General features: G+C 62.9%; 23 protein-coding genes and 1 tRNA gene. 15 read left to right on the plus strand and 9 right to left on the minus strand.

Features of this window, described 5'->3' with window-relative positions; translation table 11 throughout:
• Window positions 1–391: 391 nt before the first annotated feature.
• Entirely contained in the window at window positions 392–2164 is a 1773-nt protein-coding gene (locus Q1A53_RS06730; protein ID WP_299964271.1) for an SLC13 family permease, read from the minus strand.
• Between the two features lie 52 nt (window positions 2165–2216).
• Between Q1A53_RS06730 and Q1A53_RS06735 the strand changes: the two genes are divergently transcribed.
• The 4 genes from Q1A53_RS06735 (at window position 2217) to Q1A53_RS06750 (ending at window position 4303) form a co-directional block, all read left to right on the plus strand.
• Window positions 2217–2732: a hypothetical protein gene (locus Q1A53_RS06735; RefSeq protein ID WP_299964274.1), complete on the plus strand. Its 516-nt coding sequence runs from the start codon at window positions 2217–2219 to the stop codon at window positions 2730–2732.
• An 86-nt stretch (window positions 2733–2818) separates the two neighbouring features.
• Window positions 2819–3223, plus strand: coding sequence for a helix-turn-helix domain-containing protein (locus Q1A53_RS06740; protein WP_299964276.1), 405 nt, complete (start codon window positions 2819–2821; stop codon window positions 3221–3223).
• Entirely contained in the window at window positions 3220–3489 is a 270-nt protein-coding gene (locus Q1A53_RS06745; protein ID WP_299964278.1) for a hypothetical protein, read from the plus strand. Before Q1A53_RS06740 ends, Q1A53_RS06745 begins: the two co-directional genes overlap by 4 nt.
• 73 nt (window positions 3490–3562) lie before the next feature.
• Window positions 3563–4303 (plus strand): YebC/PmpR family DNA-binding transcriptional regulator, encoded by a 741-nt coding sequence (locus tag Q1A53_RS06750; protein WP_299964280.1) that lies wholly within the window; start codon window positions 3563–3565, stop codon window positions 4301–4303.
• 25 nt (window positions 4304–4328) lie between these two features.
• On the opposite strand, the gene Q1A53_RS06755 is transcribed toward Q1A53_RS06750, so the two are convergent.
• Window positions 4329–4586, minus strand: a complete 258-nt coding sequence (locus Q1A53_RS06755; RefSeq protein WP_299964282.1) for a hypothetical protein — start codon at window positions 4584–4586, stop codon at window positions 4329–4331.
• A gap of 95 nt (window positions 4587–4681) precedes the next feature.
• The gene (locus tag Q1A53_RS06760; protein WP_366872433.1) at window positions 4682–5752 is read right to left on the minus strand and encodes a LysR family transcriptional regulator ArgP; all 1071 of its coding nucleotides are present in this window, start codon (window positions 5750–5752) and stop codon (window positions 4682–4684) included.
• Between the two features lie 222 nt (window positions 5753–5974).
• On the opposite strand from Q1A53_RS06760, the gene Q1A53_RS06765 reads away from it, so the two are divergent.
• The 7 genes from Q1A53_RS06765 to Q1A53_RS06795 all read left to right on the plus strand — a co-directional run bounded on the left by Q1A53_RS06765 (window position 5975) and on the right by Q1A53_RS06795 (window position 13706).
• Entirely contained in the window at window positions 5975–6574 is a 600-nt protein-coding gene (locus Q1A53_RS06765) for a LysE/ArgO family amino acid transporter (protein WP_299964285.1), read from the plus strand.
• Between the two features lie 102 nt (window positions 6575–6676).
• Entirely contained in the window at window positions 6677–7582 is a 906-nt protein-coding gene (locus tag Q1A53_RS06770) for a DMT family transporter (protein ID WP_299964287.1), read from the plus strand.
• A 68-nt stretch (window positions 7583–7650) separates the two neighbouring features.
• A complete protein-coding gene (gene betI / locus Q1A53_RS06775) occupies window positions 7651–8226 on the plus strand; it encodes a transcriptional regulator BetI (protein WP_299964289.1) in 576 nt (191 codons plus the stop codon).
• On the plus strand, window positions 8223–9731 hold the full coding sequence (betC, locus tag Q1A53_RS06780) for a choline-sulfatase (protein WP_299964291.1): 1509 nt from the start codon (window positions 8223–8225) through the stop codon (window positions 9729–9731). Before betI ends, betC begins: the two co-directional genes overlap by 4 nt.
• A gap of 42 nt (window positions 9732–9773) precedes the next feature.
• A complete protein-coding gene (gene betB / locus Q1A53_RS06785; protein WP_299964293.1) occupies window positions 9774–11231 on the plus strand; it encodes a betaine-aldehyde dehydrogenase in 1458 nt (485 codons plus the stop codon).
• An 85-nt stretch (window positions 11232–11316) separates the two neighbouring features.
• Window positions 11317–12975: a choline dehydrogenase gene (gene betA, locus Q1A53_RS06790; RefSeq protein WP_299964487.1), complete on the plus strand. Its 1659-nt coding sequence runs from the start codon at window positions 11317–11319 to the stop codon at window positions 12973–12975.
• 65 nt (window positions 12976–13040) lie between these two features.
• Complete coding sequence (locus Q1A53_RS06795) at window positions 13041–13706, plus strand: thermonuclease family protein (protein WP_299964295.1); 666 nt, start codon at window positions 13041–13043, stop codon at window positions 13704–13706.
• Window positions 13707–14167: 461 nt separating this feature from the next.
• On the opposite strand, the gene Q1A53_RS06800 is transcribed toward Q1A53_RS06795, so the two are convergent.
• Entirely contained in the window at window positions 14168–15568 is a 1401-nt protein-coding gene (locus tag Q1A53_RS06800; RefSeq protein WP_299964297.1) for a short-chain fatty acyl-CoA regulator family protein, read from the minus strand.
• A gap of 162 nt (window positions 15569–15730) precedes the next feature.
• Window positions 15731–16294, minus strand: a complete 564-nt coding sequence (gene efp / locus Q1A53_RS06805; protein WP_299964299.1) for an elongation factor P — start codon at window positions 16292–16294, stop codon at window positions 15731–15733.
• Window positions 16295–16514: 220 nt separating this feature from the next.
• Between efp and Q1A53_RS06810 the strand changes: the two genes are divergently transcribed.
• Window positions 16515–16835, plus strand: coding sequence for a DUF6280 family protein (locus tag Q1A53_RS06810; RefSeq protein WP_299964301.1), 321 nt, complete (start codon window positions 16515–16517; stop codon window positions 16833–16835).
• A 56-nt stretch (window positions 16836–16891) separates the two neighbouring features.
• Here the strand turns inward: Q1A53_RS06810 and Q1A53_RS06815 are convergent, their stop codons facing one another.
• Window positions 16892–17470, minus strand: a complete 579-nt coding sequence (locus Q1A53_RS06815; protein ID WP_299964302.1) for a cobalamin biosynthesis protein CobQ — start codon at window positions 17468–17470, stop codon at window positions 16892–16894.
• Window positions 17471–17534: 64 nt separating this feature from the next.
• Between Q1A53_RS06815 and Q1A53_RS06820 the strand changes: the two genes are divergently transcribed.
• Window positions 17535–19001, plus strand: coding sequence for a cobyric acid synthase (locus tag Q1A53_RS06820; RefSeq protein ID WP_299964303.1), 1467 nt, complete (start codon window positions 17535–17537; stop codon window positions 18999–19001).
• 15 nt (window positions 19002–19016) lie between these two features.
• Here the strand turns inward: Q1A53_RS06820 and Q1A53_RS06825 are convergent, their stop codons facing one another.
• From Q1A53_RS06825 to Q1A53_RS06835, 3 genes are read right to left on the minus strand one after another with little or no spacing between them, the layout of a single operon-like run.
• Window positions 19017–19490 carry a hypothetical protein gene (locus Q1A53_RS06825; RefSeq protein WP_299964304.1) on the minus strand — a complete coding sequence of 158 codons (474 nt, stop codon included), beginning with the start codon at window positions 19488–19490 and terminating at the stop codon, window positions 19017–19019.
• Window positions 19491–19547: 57 nt separating this feature from the next.
• A complete protein-coding gene (locus Q1A53_RS06830; RefSeq protein ID WP_299964305.1) occupies window positions 19548–20993 on the minus strand; it encodes a TolC family outer membrane protein in 1446 nt (481 codons plus the stop codon).
• 45 nt (window positions 20994–21038) lie between these two features.
• Entirely contained in the window at window positions 21039–21692 is a 654-nt protein-coding gene (locus Q1A53_RS06835; RefSeq protein ID WP_299964306.1) for a protein-L-isoaspartate O-methyltransferase, read from the minus strand.
• Between the two features lie 145 nt (window positions 21693–21837).
• On the opposite strand from Q1A53_RS06835, the gene Q1A53_RS06840 reads away from it, so the two are divergent.
• Window positions 21838–21911 (plus strand) — tRNA-Cys (locus Q1A53_RS06840).
• Between the two features lie 707 nt (window positions 21912–22618).
• Window positions 22619–23068, plus strand: a complete 450-nt coding sequence (locus tag Q1A53_RS06845) for a tyrosine-type recombinase/integrase (RefSeq protein WP_366872437.1) — start codon at window positions 22619–22621, stop codon at window positions 23066–23068.
• Window positions 23069–23208 lie beyond the last annotated feature (140 nt).

Here is a 23208-nt window from a genome sequence, read left to right on the forward strand (position 1 = left end):
GAAACGCGCCACGAGTTTCCCAGGCCCGCGGCTGGTACCGAAAGGTTAAAACCAGTGCGCGGGCCTTTTATGTTTCGGGCCAGTGACCACGCCCTGCGCGATCCCGTGGCCCGGGCGCGCAACGGGGCAGCAGCGCGGGAAAGGCCTTCGAAGGCCTTTGGCCCAGCGGCGCGCGCCGCACCGGTTCTGGGCGTTCGCACAGCACAGGGGTCGTTAGGAAACCGCATCGTCCGCTGCGTTACCGCGGCGCCCACCGCGACAAACACCGACGTCATACCGACGCAATACCGACGTGGTACCGACACGCGGTTTCGCTTCGGAATAAGGCCCGATGCCGCGATAGGGCGATTCGCCCCGCGGCGGTCCGCCAGCCGTTGCGCGTCCGTACCGGTTACAAAGGCCACACGATCAGGATCATCGGGATGGAGACCGCGACCACGATGATTTCCAGCGGCAACCCCATGCGCCAGTAGTCGCCAAACCGGTACCCGCCGGGCCCCAGGATGAGCGTATTGTTCTTGTGCCCGATGGGCGTCAGGAAGGCCGAGGAGGCCGCCACCGCCACGGCCATCAGAAAGGGGTCCGGCGAGACCTCAAGGCTCTGCGCCATCTGGATGCCCACGGGCGCTGCGACGATGGTCGTGGCGGTATTATTGAGCACGTCCGACAGCGTCATGGTCACCACCATCAGCACCGTGAGCACCGCCCAGGCGGGCAAGCCGTCGGTCCAGCCTACCAGCGCACCCGCAATCAGCTCTGTCCCGCCGGAGCTTTCCAGCGCCGCACCCAGCGGGATCATGGAGCCCAGCAGCACCACTACCGGCCAGTTGATATGATCGTAAAGTTCCGCCAGCGGCACGATCCGGGCCAGCACATAGGCCACGACCACCAGCCCCAGAGCGATGGGCAGATAGAGCAGCCCCAGGCTCGCCGCCACCACGGCACCGGCAAAGAGCCCGATGGCCAGCCACACCTTGCGGTTCTCCGTCACCGCCAACCCCCTGTCCGCCAGCGGCAAACACCCCAGCCAGTCAGTGACGTCCGGCCCGGTGTCGCGCGGCACCAGCAACAGCAGGATATCGCCCGCCTCCACGCGCGTCTTGCGCAGGTGGTGCGTCATCCGTTTGCCCTGCCGCGAGATGCCCAGAAGAACCGTGCGCTGGCGCCAGGCAAGACCGATGGATTGCGCAGTCTTGCCGGTAATGCGAGAGACCTCCGGCACGACAACCTCAATAATTTCAACGCCTTCTCCGTCAGCGCGCAGGGCCTCCTCGCGCTTGGCCTCCGCCACGGCCAGATCCAGACTGGTGCGAAACTCATCCAGCGCATCCGGCGTGGCCTCCAGCACCAGCGCGTCGCCCGCCCGCAGAACGGTATTGCGCGACTGGCCGTAGCGCCGCTTGCCGTCGCGAATGAGACCGAGGATCGCCACATCCGCGCGTTCCGCAGGCTCGATCAGTTCGGCCACCCGTTTGCCGATCTGCTTGCTCTCTTCGGGCAAGATCAGCTCCGCGATATACTGCGCGAGATCCGCCTCCGTCACCGTTGGTGCCTCTCTCTGCGGGATCAGCCGCCAGCCGATGAGGGCCACGAAAAGCAGCCCCGCGCCTGCCGCAGCCAGACCCACCGGCGCGAAATCGAACATCGCGAACGGTGCGCCGAGAGAATCTTCACGAATGGTGGCGATGATGATGTTGGGCGGCGTGCCGATCAGCGTGGCCATGCCACCCAGAATCGTCGCGAAACTCAGCGGCATCAGGCTCAGCCCCGCGGGCCGCGCCGCCTTGCGGGCGGTCTGGATGTCCACCGGCATCAGCAGGGCGAGGGCCGCCACATTGTTCATAAAGGCCGAGAGCACACCGCCGATGGCCCCCATCAGCGCGATATGCGCGCCAAGCGAGCGGGAGGCATCCACCAGCGTCCGGGTGATCAGGAACACCGCACCCGACCGCACCAGACCGGCGGAGACCACCAGCACGAGGGCCACGACCAGCGTGGCCGGATGGCCGAAGCCCGCAAAGGCTTCCGCACTGGGGACCACGCCCAGCACCACCGCGATCATCAGCGCGGAAAACGCCACGATATCATAGCGAAACCGCCCCCAGAGCAGCAGGCCAAAGACCGCCGCAAAGAGCGTGAAGAGAATAATCTGGTCGGATGTCACTGGCTCGGTCCTCGCCCTTGATTTCGCGATGTGTTTTGCCTCAAGTGCCGTTATGTCGGATTTGAGCTTTTTAATCACCAACGGATTTTTTGTGGCTCTGGAGGCTGCGGGCAGGCTCGGCCCGCGTGCCGCCTCGCGGATGAAGCTGCGGATTTTCGGGCTCAACCGCTATCTGCGCGGGGTGGAGCATAGCTGGCGCAATCCCGACCATCTGCGGTGGAGCCATGTGGATCAGGCACGCCACACGCGGGCCGGCTATCCCCCCGCCGAATTCGGCGCTTTTTTGGCAGAGCTGGAAAAACACTTGCTGTTTCAGTCGGTTGATCGGCTCAAGGATGCGGATCCGGAGGGGTACTTCGCGCTCTTTCAGGCGCGCCGCTTCGATCTTGCCTGCGTTGTGCTCTACACGGAGGTGCCGGACAGGCGCATGGCCTTCGTGTCGGTGGGCACCCCGGCAGAAGGTGCGCGCAAGCTGGCCGGGCTGCGACAGGCCGGTGCGGCGCGCATGCTGATCGCGCAGGTGCGGGCGTTGCCCAAACCCGCGGCCTCCCGTCCGCCGCACCCTTGACAGACGGCACCTCGCCGCTTAGATGTTGCTTTGCAAGACAACAGTTTTCGATCATCGACGGTGACGACAGATCAGGAGACGCACCAATGACCGATACACAGACCAACGCAGGTGCCGCGCGGCGCGGCCGCAAAGCACCGGCCGCCCGGCGGCCCGCCCGGACCACGCAAACGGCCGCCGTGCCCATTGCCCTGGTGGAAGAGACCGGCTTTGACGCCGCGTTCGAGGCGCTGGACCCGGCGGAGAAACATGCGGTCTTTCGCGATGTGGGCGAGGAACTGGCGCGGACGCTCGGCGCCGATGTGATCGCGCGGATGCTGAACGGCTCGGACCTCAGCCTGCGGGAGATCGGCGCGCAATCGGGTTTTGACCACACCGCGCTGTCGCGGATCGCACGGGGGCAGTCCAAGACCGGACCCACCCTGTGGAAGATCTTTGCGCTGGCCGAGGCGCTCGGCTACCGGATCGAGTTGAACGCCGTCAAGAAGTGACGCTGCTTCCGCTGATCTCGGATGCGCTTATTCTGGGCCCGGCCATCTGGGCCTGTTCCTACCTGCTGCGCTCGCGCTGGTACGAGCGCGAAGCCCACCGGCTGGAACAAACCGGTGCCGATGCTCAGAGCATCCAGCTCAAGCGCGAGGAAGCGCGCTATTTCCAGGATTTCGCCCGGGTCATGCCCAACTGGATGCTGGGGGCGCTGACGCTGGGCCTGGCGCTGCGGGCCATCCTGATCGCGCGCGGTTTCCTTGCCGCATAGCCCCGAGGGGTTGAGCGCGCGCAGCCACGCGGATACATAGCTCCAAACATTACGACATGAATGGAGGATCCCCATGGCCGGGCACTCAAAATGGGCGAACATCCAGCACCGCAAGGGCCGTCAGGACGCCGTGCGCGCCAAGCTTTTTTCCAAGCTCAGCAAGGAAATAACCGTCGCCGCCAAGATGGGCGACCCCGATCCCGAAAAGAACCCGCGCCTGCGCCTCGCCGTGAAAGAGGCCAAATCGCAGTCCATGCCCAAGGACAATATCGACCGTGCCATCAGCAAGGCCACGGGGGGTGACGGGGATGACTACGAAGAGATCCGTTACGAGGGCTACGGCCCCAACGGCGTGGCGGTGATCGTCGAGGCGATGACCGACAACCGCAACCGCACCGCCTCCACCGTCCGCTCCACCTTTACCAAGAACGGCGGCAATCTGGGCGAGACCGGTTCCGTCGGGTTCATGTTCGACCGCAAGGGCGAGGTGAGCTACCCGGCCAGCGCTGGTGATGCCGATACGGTCATGATGGCCGCCATCGAGGCCGGTGCAGAAGATGTGGAAAGCGGCGAGGACGGCCATGTGATCTGGTGCGCGGACACGGATCTGAATGATGTGGCCACTGCGCTTGAGGGCGAGCTGGGCGAATCCGAGTCCACCAAGCTGGTCTGGCGTCCCACCACCACGACCGAGATGGACCTGGAGGCGATGCAAAAGCTGATGCGGCTGATCGAAGCGCTGGAAGACGATGACGATGTGCAGCGCGTCACGACAAATTTCGAGGCCAGCGACGAGGTGATGGCAGCGCTCTAGCCGCTGTCACCGATGTCGCCGCGGCTTAGCGCGGGCTGCTGCACTCCTGCCCGAAAAGGCTGCGCGCGAAACAACCCCAGCCCTGCGCACCCAAGGGATCCTTAGATTGCGTGCTGCGGTTGATGCGCTTCATCAGGTGGTTGATGTCCGTCAGCTTGCGATCGGCACCGCTGCCGCCTGCCTGACTTTGAACGGACAGGATCTTTTTCTGAGTCTGAAGCGCCGCTTCGATCAGTTCGATATCTTGGGCCGTCAAGTCGAGTTGGTGAGCATTGTTGAGCATGTCATCGCATCCCTGCTGTGTGCTACTCTATATGGGATCCGCACAGTTTTAAGCAAATGATCGGGCATGAGATTTCCGTTACCATATGTTTCTGGTTAACGGCGCCGGGAAGGGCTCTGGATGAGCCGCGCTTTCGCTGCCTCCCTGACGGCGCGGGTCAGGGGTGTCAGCGCAGCACCCATCAGACGGCTGGTCTGCCAGTAGAGCGGCACATCGAGCGGTCGGTCCGGCAGCACGGCGACCAGCCTGCCATAGGCAAGATGGTCACCGACAAGCTCGGCCGGGTTCAGCCCCCAGCCAAGGCTGGCGCAGGCGGCGTCCACAAAGGCGTGGGTGGAGGGCAGCTGATGCGCAGGCGGTGTCAGGCGGGCCCTCGTCTGGTCGGTGATCCAGCGGTGTTGCAGCGTGTCCTTGCTGTTGAATGTCAGAAGCGGCGCCCGTGCGAGCGTGTCCACAGTGACCCCGTCTGAGAACCAGCGCTCCATGAATGCCGGGCTCGCGGTCGCCACGTAACGCAGGGCACCCAAGGCAACGCAACTGCACCCCGATACCGCTTGCGGCTGGCCTGTGACCGCCGCACTGACCGCGCCGCGCCGAAGCCAGTCGGTCGAGGTGTCCTGATCGTCGATCACAAGCTCGAACAAGACGTCCGGCGTCTGGCCAAGTGCTGGCACGATCCACGTGGCCAGGCTGTCCGCATTGACCGCAACCCGCACCCGGGCAGGCTCCAGATCGCTCGCGGGGGCGAGATCGCGCAGCACCTGCGCCTCTATCAGGGTCAAGTCGTCAGCATGGCGGGCCAGCCGCGCCCCCGTATCTGTGGCCGCGCAGGGCTGACCCCGGATGATCAGCGCGGTGCCCATGCGCTCCTCCAGCGCTTTGATCCGCTGAGATACCGCCGACGCAGTCACCCCAAGATGCGCCGCCGCCAGATCAAAGCTGCCATGCCGCACGATAGCGGCCAGCGCAGCCAGCTGTGCCGGGTCAAGCTGCATCGGGGTTCCGCCTGCGGCTGGTGTGGTACTGTCCATCATGGCCGGGAGCCAACCCTGATACTGTCGCGAGGTCAGCGCCGCTGCCAGCCATCGGGGATGACCCGTCCAGTGGACATAGTCGACGGAGAGGCTGGCCGTGGAGAGGCAGCATTTGGCTGTCCTCCGGTGCATGCCTCACTCCCTTTGGCAGTAAGCCACGCTGATGGGCGGAACCCGCCATCTTGGGCCACAGAGTGCGTTTCTCCGGCGAGCCGATTGATCCTGCCGTGTCCGATCTCCTGTGTCTCTCGCCGGTTGCGTGCATTAGTACTACTTATCCAATACAAGATGTTTTAATTTGAGTAAGCCTCGGGTCTCCCCTAGTCAACGGCGCATCCCTGAAGGAGTGCGCGCGTGTTTGACGCTTTTCTGCCCGGTTTTCTGCTCAGCCTCTCGCTGATCATCGCCATCGGTGCCCAGAACGCCTTTGTCCTGCGGCAGGGGCTGCGGCGGCGTCATGTGTTCTGGGTCTGCCTGACCTGCGGTCTGTCCGACGCGCTGCTGATCGCGGGAGGCGTGGCCGGGTTCGGCGCGCTGGCGGAAAAGCTGCCGTGGTTCGAGGTCGCCATGCGCTACGGTGGGGCAGGGTTCCTGCTTTGGTACGGGTGGCGGAATGCACGCTCCGCCTGGGTGGGGGGCCAAAGCCTCGACACGGATGATACCGGGGGCAGGGCGCTTTTTCCGACACTGCTCACGCTCCTGGCGATCACCTTTCTCAACCCGCATGTATATCTTGATACGGTGGTGCTGATCGGGTCGATCTCGGCGCAATATGAGGACCGTTTGTCCTTTGGCGCAGGTGCTGTGCTGGCCAGCGTGACATTTTTCTTTGTGCTTGGATACGGGGCGCGGCTGCTGGCGCCGCTCTTTGCCCGACCGCTCAGCTGGCGCGTGCTGGATGCGCTGATCGCACTGACCATGTGGGCCATCGCCGCCGGGTTGCTGCTGGACTGAGATCCTGCTGCCCAATACCGGGATCGGTCCTGCCGGGACAAAACCGGACCCGGGGGTCCGCTGCCCCTTGCGGTCAGCAGCGAAAACCTGTGTCTATGCGCCATGGTCACCCGCACACCTCACCGCCCTGTCGCAGGCATCGCCTGGATGCTGCTGACGGGTCTGTGTTTTATCAGCGTGACGGCGTTGGTGAAATACATGGGCACGCGGATCCCGCCCGCTGAATCCGCTTTTCTGCGCTACATGATGGGGCTGGTGTTTCTGCTGCCCGCCATCGGCGCGCTGCGCGAGGCGCGGCTGACACAGCGGCAGTGGAAGATCTTTGGGCTGCGGGGCTTCATGCATGGAATTGGTGTGATCCTGTGGTTCTATGCCATGGCGCGGATCCCCATCGCGGATGTAACGGCGATGAACTATCTCGCGCCGATCTACGTCACCATCGGGGCGGCGCTCTTTCTGGGAGAGCGGCTGGCGTTTCGCCGGATCGCCGCGGTGCTTGCAGCCCTTCTGGGCGCGTTCCTGATCCTGCGCCCGGGCTTTCGCGAGGTCAGCACCGGTCATCTGGCCATGCTTGGCACCGCCATTGCCTTTGGTGGATCCTACCTGACGGCCAAGATCCTCGCCGATGAGGTGAAACCTGCGGTCGTGGTGGCGCTGCTGTCCGTCGTTGTCACCGTGGTACTGGCGCCCTTTGCTCTGATGAACTGGGTCACGCCGACGCTGCCTGAGCTTGGACTTCTTTTCGCCGTCGCCTGCTTTGCGACAGCGGGGCACTACACCATGACGCTGGCATTTGCGGCGGCCCCGCTGACCGTCACACAGCCTGTCACTCTTACACAGCTGATCTGGGCGGTGTTGCTGGGCTATCTCGTTTTTGATGAGGCGGTTGATATCTGGGTGGTTCTGGGCGGGCTGGTGATTGTCGGTTCGGTGGTCTTTATCACTCTGCGGGAAGCGGCGCTCAAGCGGGGCGAAACCACCCCGCCGGTGCACGCGACAAAGGGATGAGTTTTTATTGATTGACTGATCAATAAAAAACCGGCTACCACATGCGGCACCAGATTGAGGAGCCGCAAATGCCAAAACTCGGGATGGAACCCATTCGCCGCACCGCTCTGGTCGAGGCGACGATCGCCGAGCTGGCGAGCAAAGGCTCCCTGGATGTGACCGTCGGCCAGATAGCCAAACGCGCGGGTATGTCGAGCGCGCTGGCGCATCATTATTTCGGCGGCAAGGATCAGATCTTTCTGGCGGCCATGCGGCAGATCCTGCGTGATTTCGGGATCGAAGTGCGCCGGGGCCTGCGCACGGCGCGCACTCCGCAGGCGCGGGCAGTCGCGGTGATCGAAGCCAGTTTTTCGCCCAATTGCTTTTCGCCCGAGACCGTCAGCGCCTGGATGACACTCTATGCCCAGGCGCAGACCAATGGCGAGATGCTGCGGCTGCTGCGTCTCTACCAGCGCAGGCTGGCGTCGAACCTGCGCCACGCGCTGCGTCCGCTGACACCCGAGGCCGAAGACTGCGCCGAAACGCTGGCAGCACTCATCGACGGGCTCTATCTGCGCGCGGCGCTCTCGCGCTCTCACAGCCCCGATGCGGCACGGCGCACGGCCCTGCAAACGCTCGAAACACTACTGGAGGTGCGCCCGTGACCCGGCCCAATATCCTCATCCTGATGGTCGATCAGCTCAACGGGACGCTCTTTCCCGACGGTCCGGCCGATTGGCTGCACGCGCCCAATCTCAAGGCACTGGCCGCGCGCTCGACCCGCTTTGCCAACAGCTACACCGCCTCGCCGCTTTGCGCGCCGGGACGTGCGGCGTTCATGTCGGGTCAGCTGCCGTCGGCCACCGGGGTCTATGACAACGCGGCGGAGTTTCCCTCCTCCGTCCCCACCTATGCCCACCACCTGCGCCGCGCGGGCTATCAGACCTGCCTTGCGGGCAAGATGCATTTCGTCGGCCCCGACCAGCTGCACGGGTTCGAGGAGCGGCTGACGACCGACATCTACCCGGCGGATTTCGGGTGGACGCCCGACTACCGCAAACCGGGCGAGCGGATCGACTGGTGGTATCACAACATGGGGTCGGTCACCGGTGCGGGCGTGGCCGAGATCTCCAACCAGATGGAGTATGACGATGAGGTCGCCTACAACGCCACCCGCAAGATCTATGACCTTGCACGCGGGACCGATGCGCGGCCCTGGTGCCTGACGGTCAGCTTTACCCATCCGCATGATCCCTACGTGGCGCGGCAGAAGTACTGGGACCTCTACGAGGCGTGCGACCACCTGCTGCCTGAGGTTCCGGCGATGGCGTATGAGGATCAGGACCCGCACAGCCAGCGTATTTTCGACGCCAACGACTGGCGCAGTTTCGACATCACGGAAGAGGATATCCGCCGCTCACGCCGGGCCTATTTCGCCAACATCAGCTATCTCGATGACAAGATCGGTGAGATCCTGCGGACACTGGAGGATACCCGACAAGAGGCGATTATCCTTTTTGTCTCCGACCACGGCGACATGCTGGGCGAGCGGGGGCTCTGGTTCAAGATGTCCTTTTACGAAGGCTCCGCCCGCGTGCCCTTGATGATCTCGGCCCCGCAGATGACGCCCGGTCTGCAGACTACGCCTGTCTCTACCATCGACGTCTACCCGACGCTCTGTGATCTGGCGGGCGTATCGATGGAGGAGGTCATGCCATGGACCACCGGGCAGTCGCTGGTGCCCATGGGTCAGGGGACAGAGCGCACCGAGCCGGTGGCCATCGAATACGCGGCGGAGGCTTCTTACGCGCCCATGGTCTCGCTCCGCTACGGCAAGTGGAAGTACAACCGCTGCGCGCTGGATCCCGATCAGCTGTTCGATATGGAGGCTGATCCACACGAGCTGCGCAACCTGGCTGAGGTGCCGGATCATCAGGGGACATGCGCACAGCTGCGGGCCAAGTCAGAAGCCCGCTGGGATCTGGAGGCCTTCGATGCGGATGTGCGCAAAAGCCAAGCGCGCCGCTGGGTTGTCTACGATGCCTTGCGGCAGGGTGGGTATTACCCGTGGGACTACCAGCCGCTGCGCGATGCCTCCGAGCAGTACATGCGCAACCACATGGATCTGAACGTGCTGGAAAACAGCAAGCGCGCGCCCAAGGGCGACTGATCCTCCTTCTTTTTATCCTACGACATCTCCGCCGGAGGCTTCATGACCTATTCAACCCAACCCACCGCCAGCCATTTCATCAACGGCGCCTATGTCGAGGACACAAGCGGCACCCCCATCGACGTGATCTACCCCGCGACGGGCGACAAGATCGCGACGGTGCATGCGGCAACGCCTGCGATCATCGAACAGGCGATCGAGAGCGCGCGCGCGGCGCAGGCCGAATGGGCGGCCCTGACCGGCACCGAACGTGGTCGCATTCTGCGCCGCGCCGCCGATATGATGCGCGCGCGCAATCACGATCTGTCGGTGCTGGAGACGTTCGATACCGGTAAACCCTATAGCGAGACCAGCGTGGCTGATGCCACCAGCGGGGCCGACGCGCTGGAATATTACGGCGGCATGGCCGCGACCCTGACCGGGGAGCACATCCAGCTTGGCGAGGACTGGGTCTATACCCGGCGCGAACCGCTGGGTGTCTGTGTCGGTATCGGTGCGTGGAACTACCCCACGCAAATCGCCTGCTGGAAAGGCGCGCCCGCGTTGGCCTGCGGCAACACGATGATCTTCAAACCGTCCGAGAGCACGCCGCTTTGTGCCTTGAAAGTGGCCGAGATCCTGCATGAGGCGGGTCTGCCCGCGGGTGTCTATAACGTGGTGCAGGGTCTGGGCGAGGTAGGTTCCAGCCTTGTCACGGATGCCCGCGTCGACAAAGTGTCGCTGACGGGTTCCGTGCCTACCGGTCGCAAGGTCTACGCGGCGGCGGCGGCAGGTATGAAACACGTGACCATGGAGCTGGGCGGGAAATCCCCCCTGATCGTTTTCGAGGACGCGGATATCGAAAATGCGGTCAGCGGCGCGATCCTGGGGAATTTCTATTCCTCCGGTCAGGTCTGCTCCAACGGCACGCGGGTCTTTGTGCATGCCTCGATCAAGGAAGCCTTTCTGGATCGGCTGAGTACGCGGCTGCGTGCAGCGGTGATTGGCGATCCGATGGAGCCAGAGACGAGCTTTGGCCCCATGGTGTCGGAGCGTCAGATGCAGATCGTGCTGGACTACATCGCGAAAGGGCAGGCTGAGGGCGCGCGGCTGGTGACAGGCGGTGCCCGGCTGGATCGTCCAGGATTCTTCGTTTCGCCGACGGTTTTTGCGGATGTGACCGACGATATGGTCATCGCGCGCGAGGAGATCTTTGGTCCGGTCATGGCGGTGCTGGATTTCGAGACCGAAGCGGATGTGATGGCCCGCGCGAACGCCACGGAGTTCGGGCTGGCGGCGGGCGTCTTCACACGGGATCTTGCGCGCGCCCACCGGGTCGCGGCGGGGTTCGAGGCGGGGACCTGTTTCATCAACAGCTACAACGACGCGCCGGTGGAGGCCCCCTTTGGCGGTGTCAAAGCCTCTGGCGTGGGGCGTGAGAACGCACGAGCGGCGATCGAGCACTACAGCCAGTTGAAGTCGGTCTACGTGCGCATGGGCGATCTGGAAGCGCCATTTTAACCCATTTGATCCAAAGGAGCGCTGACGCGCACGCCATTTTTCAGGCGCGTGCCGCGCGGCGCAGCTGCAAAGGTATGTCAGAGTGATGCAAGCGGATTTCGTGATTGTCGGTGCAGGCAGTGCCGGATGTGCCATGGCCTACCGCCTCAGTGCGGCGGGGGCGTCGGTGATCGTGATCGAGTACGGCGGGACGGACGCGGGGCCTTTCATTCAGATGCCCGCGGCGCTGTCGTATCCGATGAACATGAAACGGTACGACTGGGGCTATATGTCCGAGCCGGAGCCGCATCTGAACGGGCGCCGTCTGGCCTGTCCGCGCGGCAAGGTGATTGGCGGGTCGTCTAGCATCAACGGCATGGTCTATGTGCGGGGCCATCCGATGGATTTCGATCATTGGGCAGAGCAGGGGGCGGATGGCTGGTCCTTTGCCGATGTGCTGCCTTACTTCAAGCGGATGGAGAATTGGCACGATGCCGGTCAGGGCGGCGATCCGGCCTGGCGCGGGTCGGACGGACCGCTGCACGTGAGCCGCGGGCCACGGGAGAACCCGCTGTATCACGCGTTCGTAGAGGCCGGGCGGCAGGCAGGCTACCAGACCACGCAGGACTACAACGGCGCGCAACAGGAGGGTTTTGGCCCGATGGAACAGACCGTCTGGCAGGGGCGGCGCTGGTCTGCGGCCAATGCCTACCTGCGGCCTGCGATGAAAACCGGGCGCTGCGAGATCGTGAACGGTCTCGCCACCCGCGTCATGATCGAGGACGGTCAGGCCCGCGGGGTCGAGATCCGCCGTGGTGGGCGGACGCTGATGATCCATGCCAACCGCGAAGTGGTGCTGGCTGCGTCCTCCATCAATTCGCCCAAGCTGCTGATGTTGTCAGGGATCGGGCCGGCAGCGCATCTGGCAGAGCACGGGATCGAGGTCATCGCGGACCGTCCGGGTGTCGGCCAGAACCTGCAGGATCATCTGGAGCTTTATCTGCAGATGGCCGCCAGCCAGCCGATCACGCTCTACAAGCACTGGAACCTGCTATCCAAGGCCGTCATCGGCGCGCAATGGCTGTTTCTCAAGAAGGGTTTTGGCACGTCGAACCAGTTCGAGAGTGCGGGGTTCATCCGGTCACAAGCGGGCGTGCCGTACCCGGATATCCAGTTTCACTTCCTGCCGCTGGCGGTGCGCTACGACGGCAAGGTCGCCGCAGAAGGCCACGGGTTTCAGGCGCATGTGGGGCCCATGCGCTCGCCCTCGCGGGGCGCGGTCTCGCTCGCGTCCGCTGATCCGGCCGCCGCACCGCGGATCTTTTTCAACTACATGTCCACGGAGCAGGATTGGACAGATTTCCGCCGCTGCATCCGGTTGACGCGCGAGATCTTTGCGCAAGAGGCCTTCAAGCCCTTCGTGCGGCACGAGATCCAGCCGGGGGAGGCGTTGCAGTCGGACGATGCGCTCGATGGTTTCGTCGCAGAGCATGCAGAGAGCGCCTATCACCCCTGCGGGACCTGCCGGATGGGGCGGGCGGAGGACGTCCATGCGGTGGTCGATCCTCAGGCGCGGGTGATCGGCGTGGACCGGCTGCGGGTGGCGGACAGCAGCGTGTTTCCGCGGATCACCAATGGCAACCTCAATGCGCCGTCGATCATGGTCGGTGAAAAAGTATCGGATCACCTGCTGGGTCGTGATGCGCTTGCCCCGGCCAATGATGCGCCCTGGATCCATCCGGCCTGGGCGACAGCGCAGCGTTAAAAGATCGGTAACTTTGGTTAACGAATTGCCTTGTTTGAGGGGTGAGTCTCCGTCACACCCGAACCATGCGCGTGGTGTCATTCTGGCTGAGCTTGGTGCTTTTGACCCTCGGCGGACCGGTTTGGTCCGACCCGATTGTGTCGGGTGTCGTGCGCGTCGTGGATGGTGATGGCTTCTACGTGGGCGCGGTTGAGGTCCGTCTTTTCGGGATTGACGCGCCGGAGCTTGGTCAGACCTGCACAACGGAACAGGGTGTGACGTGGCGCTGCGGGAGGTGGGTTCGCGAGCGCGTGGCGCAGCGGTTCGAAGGGCGGGTTGCCAACTGTTCGTTGGTGACCACGGACCGCTATGGACGTGCCGTCGCCCGCTGTCGCGTTGGCGGGCAGGACGTGTCGGAAACACTGGTGCTGGAAGGACTGGCATTTGCCTACCGGACGTATTCTGATGACTACGTGCTTGCGGAAAAGCGGGCCGCCGTTCGGGATGCCGGGCTCCATGCTCACCGGGTTCAGCAGCCATCATGGTATCGCGCGACACGGGCGAAAGGGCGGATCCCGCTGGACCCGGATTGCTGGATAAAGGGGAACATCTCTGCCAGCGGAGAGCATATTTTTCACGTGCCCGGCCAGCGCTTCTACGAAAGAACGGGTATCCGCCATGACAAGGGTGAGCAGTGGTTTTGCTCGGGTGAAGAGGCACGGGCCGCGGGGTGGCGCGCGGCACGGCACTAAAGGCAGGGCTTTCTTCGGCGTCCGGGCCAGTCTCGACGGCGAGTGCCAGGCGACGAACGACGTGACGAGGGAAAGCTCCGCGCTCGGGGGAGCGTCTTGGCAGCCTTTGAGGCTGCGTCACGGTTTTGGTCGGCTTACCAAGGGTGGGCACGTTTGGCATATGGCCAAGAGCATCGCTCGGGCGTCGGGTTGGGCAGGGACAGCAGGGCAGCAGTTCAGTCTGACGCGGCCCTACGCGAAAGACATGAAAAGAGGGTGAGCCACCATACCCTATCATTCAGCCATTTCAGCACGGATCAATGAGGGCCTTGCACGGTGAATTCTGTCCGTGTCCTGTCTCATTCCCGTCGATGCCCCAGAACAAACGCGCGCTGACCGACAGTGCTGATCGGGACGTCGAACCAGACCCATCTGTGAGGCCACCGATGTGTTCGGCGATTGCGGTCGGCGGGGCGTATGCCTCAGCCCACCTGATACGGCAACAGACCGCGCAGGTTGGTGTCTACATGGAGTTTGCGCTCCAGAGGGGGCAGGGCGCGCTGATGGCAATTGGCGCGCTCGCAGATGCGACAGGAGATCCCGATTGGCTCAAATGCACCGTCACGGCTCAGATCCATGCCATCCGCGTAGACGAGATCTTTGGCATGGCGGACCTCGCACCCCAGGGCGATGGCATATCGGCGCACAGGCGCACCGAAACGCCCCGATGATTTCGACACGTCGCGCGCAAGGTTGATGTAGCGCACGCCATCGGGTGTTTCGGCCAGTTGCCGCAGGAAACGTCCCGGCAGCTCAAACGCGCGGTGCACATTCCACAACGGACAGGCGCCGCCAAACCGTGCGAACTGCAGCCGGGTGGCCGAATGGCGTTTGGTGATGGTCCCCGCCTGATCGACCCGCACAAAGAAGAAGGGAATGCCCTTGGCCCCCGGTCGCTGTAGGGTAGAGAGCCGGTGCGCCACCTGTTCGATGGACGCGCCAAAGTGTCCGGCGAGCGCTTCGACATCGTGGCGGCAGGCGCGCGCTGCCGCGTGAAAGCTGGCATACGGCATCAGCGCGGCACCGGCGAAGTAGTTGGCCAGCCCGATCTTGGCGATGGCGCGGGCCTCTGAGGTATGAAAGCGCGCCAGATCCAAGGTTGCCTCCAGCAACGGATCCTGCTTGACGAGCGCGACCTGCAGCAACAACTGGAAGGTCTGGCTTTCGGGTGGAGCGCGGCGCGAGAGCACCAACTGCCGCGTGTCGGGATCAAAACGGCGCAGATCGTCCGTGTCCTCGAACGTTACAGTGACCCCGGCATTGCCGAGGGTCGAGACGGCGGCGACACGGATGTTCCGATGCCCACCCTCCTTGGTCGCGAAATGCTCCGCCGCGCGGTCCACGGCATCGATGTAGTTGTCACAGTAGTGAAAGAAATCGCGCACCTCTTCCCACGGGCTGGGTGTGGCGCGCGCATCCTCTCGACCCAGTGCCTCGTCCAGTGAGGCGAGACGTTCCTGCATCTGGCGATAGCTGCGGTGTAGCTCCAGAAATGCGTGGGCGAGGGCCGGGGCATTCGAGGCCGCGAGCCGAAGATCCGCCAGCGGCGGCAAGGCATCGGCAAACAGCGGATCGGCAATGGCCTCCCGCATGTCGCTGACCAGCCGCTCGCTGTCGCCGGTACTCAGCTCCGTCACGTCGAGCCCGAATTCCTGCGCCAGTGCCAGCACCACCGTGGTGGAGACGGGGCGGTTGTTGTTTTCCATCTGGTTGAGGTAGGGCAGCGATACGCCAAGCTTGGCGGCAAAGTCTTTTTGCGTATGCCCCAACCGGGTACGCAATTCGCGCAGCTTGGCACCGGCATAGAGTTTCTGTGTCGCCATTTGCCGTCCCGTCACCGTAGTTTGCAAATTTGCAGAATCGAAGGGATGATTTGCAAATACCGTTCTACGATGCCGCAACTGTGGTTAACAGACGGTTTGACCAAGGCAAAAAATCATATGGGGATCGGGCGAATGCGCCAGCGCGTCCCAGCGGACGCCGGCTCAGGCGCGTTCGGCGTATTCCATGGTTTCGGTGTTGACGACAATATCCTCGTCCTGCCCTACGAAAGGCGGCACCATCACCTTGATCCCGTTGTCCAGAACCGCGGGCTTGAACGAGTTTGCCGCCGTCTGGCCTTTTACCACCGGCTCGGTTTCGACGATCTTGCAGACGACCTTTTGCGGCAAGGTCGCGTTGAGCGCTTCGTCTTCGTAAAACTCCACGACGAGGGTCATGCCGTCCTGCAGAAAGGGCCGCCGCTCACCCAAAAGCTCGGCGGGCAACTGCACCTGCTCGTAGGTCTCCGTATCCATGACGATCAGCATGCCCGCGTCTTCGTACAGAAATTGCTGGTCCTTTTGCTCCAACCGAACCCGCTCAACCTTGTCAGCGCTGCGGAACCGTTCGTTCAGCTTGGAGCCGTTGCGCAGGTTTCGCATCTCTACCTGGGCAAAGGCGCCCCCTTTGCCCGGTTTCACGTGATCGACCTTTACTGCGGCCCACAGCCCACCGTTATGCTCCAGCACATTGCCGGGGCGAATTTCGTTTCCGTTGACTTTGGGCATGGGCGCCTACCGTGGCAAAAAGGTTGATGATTTCCTAACGCCCCCTATATCGTTGCCGATGGAGCGTGACAAGACAGGCAAAAACGGACCGAAACGGCGTTTCGCCATGCATTACATGCATACGAACTATGCAGTTATGGGGTATCCGAATCGTGTGAAGTCCGTCATAACGATCGCCACGCCCGAAAGACAAGAGCAAGAATAAAGGAAAGGACGACGAATGAATGACTTCGTTGACGGCACAGCCTTCAATAACGAGCAAGGCAACCGTGCACGTAAACTTTTCGCAGCCGTGGTACTGGCTGCTTTAGACGACGCCATTGCGGATGACAAGAAATACGGCAACGGCCCCGAGCAGATCGCCCGCTGGGCACGCTCGCGCGATGGGCGCGAAGTGCTAAGCTGTGCAGGCATCGACCCCAACGAGCGGGTCGTCACAGGCTTGATGGATTTCGTCGGCAAAGGGGTTCGGACCTCGGTCGCGCTGTCGCGCGAAGAATCCGAGCGTCGCAATGCCGCGCAACAGGCTGAAGCTGCCTGATACTACCCTCTTTCGATTTACAGAAAAGCATGCCCCTTGAGGCGTGCTTTTTTGTGTCAGCCGTCCACGAAGAAAAAGAGCCATTGCCTGACCACCCATAACTCAGCCATGAGCAGGATGGCTGCGGCGATGCTCAGCGTCCAGCCGAGCTGCCGGTACCAAAGGCTGATGGCTGCCAAGGAGGCAGCGATTGCCTCGACCGGACCCAGCCACATCGCGCCATGGTCCCTGTCCCAATAGCTGAGCGGGCTTTCGAAAATCCAGTCCGACAGCGGCCAGAAATGCGGGCGCCCGTCATCGTGGTGGAGCGGGAAATCCAGCGCAAGATGCAGAAGGGCTGCGCCTGTCAGGGCAATGGCCCAAGGTGCGCCGCGCCAGATGGCGATGCCGAGCAGGACCCCCCAGAGCACGAAGGAGTTGTCGATGGCAAAGACCGTTTGCCAGGCGTCCGAAAAATAGAGCTCATCAAAAACGATCTGAGGAGGTATCTGCCAGATGATCAGCGCGCCACCGGCCAGCAGGTAAAGCGACAGATCCGGCAACAGCGCGCCCGCAAAGGCCGCCCAGACCACGGCCCGGTTGGCAGGACGCGCCATGGCGGCAGCGCCGATCAGCAAATGCGCGGGTGTGTTCATCTTTGCTCCTTTTCCTCGGCGCGATCATGCGGCAGGTTGGCCCCAACAGGAAGGGAAAGCTGCCATGGCGCGCGCCATCATGATCCAGGGCACAGGCAGCAATGTGGGCAAATCCATGATTGTCGCAGGTCTTGCGCGGGCCTGCGTGCGGCGCGGGATGTCTGTGCGGCCGTTCAAGCCGCAGAACATGTCGAACAATGCCGCTGTGACGATTGATGGTGGCGAGATCGGGCGAGCGCAGGCACTGCAGGCGCGTGCGGCCGGGATTGCGCCGCATACGGATATGAACCCGGTCCTGCTCAAGCCGCAGTCCAGCACCGGTGCGCAGATCATCGTGCAGGGTCAGGTGTTCGGCCATCAGGAGGCCCGTGTCTTCGGGTCGGCCAAGGATCAGCTGATGCCCTATGTGCTGGAGAGTTTCCATCGGCTCGCCGATGGGTGTGATCTAGTGCTGGTCGAAGGCGCAGGCAGCCCGGCGGAGACCAACCTGCGCCCGCGCGACATTGCCAATATGGGGTTCGCACACGCGGCAGGCGTGCCGGTTGTGCTGATGGGAGATATCGACCGTGGTGGCGTGATTGCGCAGGTTGTGGGCACTCAGGTGGTGCTGGGTGAGTCCGATCAGGACATGATAAAAGCATTCATGATCAATAAGTTTCGAGGTGATATTAAGCTTTTTGATGAAGGGCGTGATGATATTTGCGCGCGGACGGGCTGGCCCTGTTTGGGGGTACTGCCGTGGTTTCAGCAGGCAGGCAAACTACCGGCGGAGGATATTGCAGATCTGCCTGCGCGGGCGCGTTCAGAGGGCAAGGGGGTTCGTATCGTTGTGCCGCAGCTGCCACGGCTGTCAAACTTCGATGATCTTGACCCGCTGGTGGCAGAACCCGCGGTGGAGCTGATCGTCGCACCGCCCGGTGCGCCCCTGCCACTTGCGGATGTCATCCTGCTGGGTGGCAGCAAGGCAACCCTGACTGATCTGGATGCCCTGCGCGCGCAAGGCTGGGATATCGACATTGCGGCCCATGTCCGCCGCGGCGGCCACGTCCTTGGCCTGTGCGGTGGCTACCAGATGCTGGGCCGGACCATTGCGGACCCTGACGGTTTGGAAGGGCCCGCGCGCACGGCAGCGGGGCTTGGTCATCTCGACGTCGAGACAGTGCTGGCGCCGCGCAAGACCTTGGCCTTGAGCACGGCGGTGCATGCGGCCAGCGGTGCATCGGTGGCCGGGTACGAGATCCACATGGGGCAGACCGATGGTCCGGATTGCACCAACGGGTGGTTGCAGACCTCAGCAGGCCTTGCCGGGGCGAGTGCTCTCAGCGGTCAGATCCTCGGATGTTACATGCACGGTATCTTCACCTCGGACAATTTTCGCGCCGCCTGGCTGGCAAGCCTCGGACAAGTGGCGCAGACCGCCTACGATGCCGAGGTGGAACACACGCTGGACGCGTTGACGGCCCATCTCGAAGACCACATGGACCTTGATGCGTTGCTGGCTCTGGCCACACCGGTTGGTCCGCGGGGCTGAAGGCGTAAGCGCGCGCTACTCCATGTCGCGGGTGGCCATCATGCGGCGGATTTCCTGCCGAACCAGCTTGCGCACGTTCAAAGTGATGCGATCCCCCAAGTGGCCGCGCAATTCTTCTCGGACGATCTCGGCCACCAGGTCCCGCAGGGCTGCTTCGTCAATGACGTCTTCCTCTTCGTCAGAGGCGGAGGTCTTTATGGCCATCGTATCTTCGGTCGCCGCAGAAGGCGCATCAGGCTCTGACGGCAGCGGCGCGGGCGCGCTCTCCTCGGGCTGCTGCGCTGGCACAGTTTCGGCTTCAACTGCGGTATCCGGTTCCAGGCGCAACACATCCGGCGTTTCAACACGCTGTTTTGCGGACAACAGCAGCCGGTCGCCCGCGGGGCTGACGTCGCCCGCTGCCTTTTGCTGATCGCGCTGTTCGGCCACCAGCCGCCTGACGGACGACAGGACGTCATTCACTTCCGCATCTGAGGTCGGCTTGGCCATCTGGTGAACCGTTTTCCTTGCTGGCCGCTCATGGCCCGGTGCTTGTGACCCGCGGGCCTAGTCGGCCTGCAGCGCGCGCAGCACGCGATCAAGCTTCTGGCCCTGACGGGAGATCGGCACCGGAGCATCCTTGACCAGATCGTAATAGGCGCTCGGATCATATTGCTGCACGTTCAGCGCCAGATCGCGGGTGGTCAGGCGGCCCGTGGCTTGCAAGACATCGTAGGCCGCCAGATAGAGATCCGCCTGCGCTGAAATGCGTGAGGTTTCCGCGTCCAGCAGCTCCTGCTCGGCGTCCAGCACATCCAATGTGGTCCGCGCGCCCAAGGTGGCTTCCTCGCGCACACCTTCAAAGGCGATGCGGGCCGCGCGGATCCGCTCTTCGGTCGCTTGCAGGCTGGCGCGCTGCGCGGTGAGCGCGGCGTAGGCAGCACCCACATCCTGAGAAATCCGTCGCTGCACGTTGATCAGATTGCCCCGCTGCGCATCCCGCGATGCCATGGCAGAGCGGATTGCCGAGGAGAGCGCCCCGCCGCGGTAAATCGGCCCGCTGAGCTGCAGCCCGATGTTGCCGGACCGTGTGAAATTGCTGCTGTCGAGGTTTTCGGTGTAGCTGAGCGAGCCATCGGCAGACAGCGATGGGTTCAGCGATGCCTTGGCCCGCATGATGTTCAGTTCTGCCGCGGCGACCTGGTGCTGTGCTGCGCGCAGGTCGGGGTGGCTCTGGATGGCGCGCGCGCGCGCGGTCTCGATGTTGTTGTCGAGTTGCGGCAAGCGGGGCGGGGGGGCAAGCGCACCCGGTACATTGCCGGTCACGCTGCGGTATTCCTCGACGGCGGTCATCAGATCGCCTTGGGCCGTTGCCAAACCACTGCGCGCCTCCGCCAGGCTCGCCTCCGCCTGCGAGACATCCGTGCGGGTGACTTCGCCCACTTCAAACCGGTCCTGAGCAGCGCGGAGTTCCTGGGTCAGCAGTCGCAGGTTGTTCTGACGCAGCGAGACGAATTCCCGACTGGCGACCACGTTGAGGTAGGCCAGCACCGCGCGGCGCAGCACTTCCTGCTCAAGGCTGATCAACTGCTGGCGCGTGGCAAGGACCGTTTCCTTTGCCGCATCGACGCCCAGCGACGTTGCCCCGAAATCATAGAGCAGCAGCGAGGCGGTCAACTGTGCCGTGGCGTTGGTGGATTCAAGATTGGAGGTGCTCGCCGTTCCCGTCAGCGTGCTGGTCGACCGCCTGTCACCGAAGTCCCGTTGCAGGCTGGCGCTATAGTTCAGGATGGGCCTGAGCGCTGAGACCGCGGTGGCGACATCTTCATCGGCGGCACGCAGTAGCGCACGGTTCTGTTGCAGCAGGCCGCTGGTCTTGTAGGCTGCAACCAGCGCATCGGCGAGCGTTTCGGACTGCGCCGACTGGGTCGCGAGGGCTAGCGCCAGTCCTGCGGATGCGATCAATCTGGCGGCCTTGCGCCGGGTTCGTCTGACTGTCTTCGGTAGGGCCATTTTGTTGCCTCTTTCCATGGTCGCCCTGCTCGGGCCTCTGTTCAGTTATAATTCGAAAGCGGGTTCCTCGGCAAAACCGGGGAGCACAGGCGCACCTGCGTTGAATGCCATGCGCCAGGAGATCCGGCCATCCTGTTTCAGACCGACCCGCACTTCGCCCAGTGCGCCTTGCATGAACAGGCAGGCCACGCGGCCCCCCTCCTTGATCTGTTTTTCCAAAGCCGCAGGCAGATGGTGCGCACCACCTTCGATCACCACGACATCGTAAGGACCATGCTGGGGCGCACCCTCCGTCAGCGGACCTTGATGAACGATCACGTTGTCTGCCCCGGCCTCGGCCAGTGCCTCCTGGGCATCACCTGCCAGCGCCTCGTCCTGCTCTACCGCGACGACGGCCTCTGCCATATGTGCAATCACGGCGGAGGAATAGCCGAGCGCTGCGCCCACATCGAGCACCAGTTCATCATTTCCGATATCGAGTGCATCCAGCATCTTGGCGAGCGTGCGGGGCTCCAGAATGACCCTGCCGTCGCCGATATCGAGGTTCTCACCAAGGTAGGCCGCCTCACGCTGTGCGGTGGGAACGAACTGCTCCCGCGGGACGGTGAGCATGGCGTCGATGATCGGAAACTTGGTGACGTCAGAGGGCCTGACCTGCGTATCCACCATCATCGTCCGCCGTGCGGCAAAATCGGTCATGTCGCTGAACCCGTCCGTATCGTTTTGCTAGATTACGCTGTGCCACATCCGCCCGGCCCGAGCAACGCCGATGCGCTTGAATTTGCCGCAATGTGGCACTTGCAGCACCGTTTGTAATCCGTTAGCTGTGCGGCTGGACCACAAAGGCGAGTTGGCGGAGTGGTGACGCAGCGGATTGCAAATCCGTGTACACCGGTTCGATTCCGGTACTCGCCTCCATTTAAAGTCAATGACTTAGCCCATTTTTAGCGATAGCGGCAACGCGTGTCTAAATATTCTGTTTTTGTTCCGTTCCTTCTCGCCTCGCGGAAACCGGCCTTTCTCAGCTTGATTGGCGCAAGGATTCCGCTGCGCACTCTAAAGAAAAGAAAGGGAGCGGTTCGAGCGACTTGTTGATCGAACCATTGACCGCCGTGGCTGCTCACCTGGTTGCAGCGCAGCTAAAACCAGGTGAGCGGACACGGTCTTTTCGGGGTGACGTTATCAGCGGCGGAGCCGCCAGCTTTCTGCTGTGTTCCGGGCGGCGCGCTCTTGCGCGCAGTCCGCCGCCTTATCGGCGGACTAGCCCCTCGTCGATCTTCCGTGTCGCTCACTGGTCTCAGCACGGCTTGCCATTCGCATCACGCGCTGGCCAAGAGCATAATTTCGACACAGATCGACAACACCCGACGCCGACAACCGCGTACCCCCAAGCGGCTTGTTCGGCGAGCCCACATGACCCCCCCCCTTTGGCTATTCAGCTATTTATGCATTTAGTGACAACACCTCCGGTTTTCCGGGGCCTACACCGGGCGCAAAGTGATCCAACAAAAGTTCAAAAAGGGGATTCATCCGACGGCCTACATGGGATGCATTGAAACGATGCAGTGGATGATCTCGTCGCGTAAAAACAAACTGATAGAGCGTAAAGACTGGCTCGACGGAATATGGGCCGCTGCTCAAACTCACAGCGCATTGGAGATGTGCTCAACATGCGTTGGTCGCATATCGAAGATGGGGCGTTCTTCGTCAAACAGAGCAAAACGAAGAAAGAACTCTGGGTGCCAATCCTGCCCGAGCGTCAAGCAGCACTGGATGGTGCCAGCCGTCTTTCGGTGTTTGTCCTAACGAATGAGCGCGGAACCAACTGTTGGTCCTACAGAGGCGCATCAGCGGCTGTCAGACGCATCAGAGAGCGTATCGGGGCATTGCCTACTATTCATGGCTGGCCCGACAACGCCGCCTGCGAGCTTCTGAAAGCGGGTTGCGGTGACGATCTGATTGGCGCTGTGACCGGGCAAAGCCCTGCAATGGTCCAGCACTACACCCGCAAGGTGCGTCAGCGTCTCAGAGCCGTCCAAGCACAGCAGATGCGGACTGAGCAGAACCGCCTCTGACCTCCTTGTTGAACCGCTGTATGAATTGACCAAAGCCCGCTGCGAAGCCGGTGAGTTTCATCGCGCGGTTGAAACGCTCTATGATCGGATGGATGTGCTAGCTCTCTCGTCCAGCGACTATGGCCTCCTGGGGCTGGCAA

Source organism: uncultured Roseobacter sp. (genome assembly GCF_947496515.1).
Classification (GTDB): Bacteria; Pseudomonadota; Alphaproteobacteria; order Rhodobacterales; family Rhodobacteraceae; genus Roseobacter.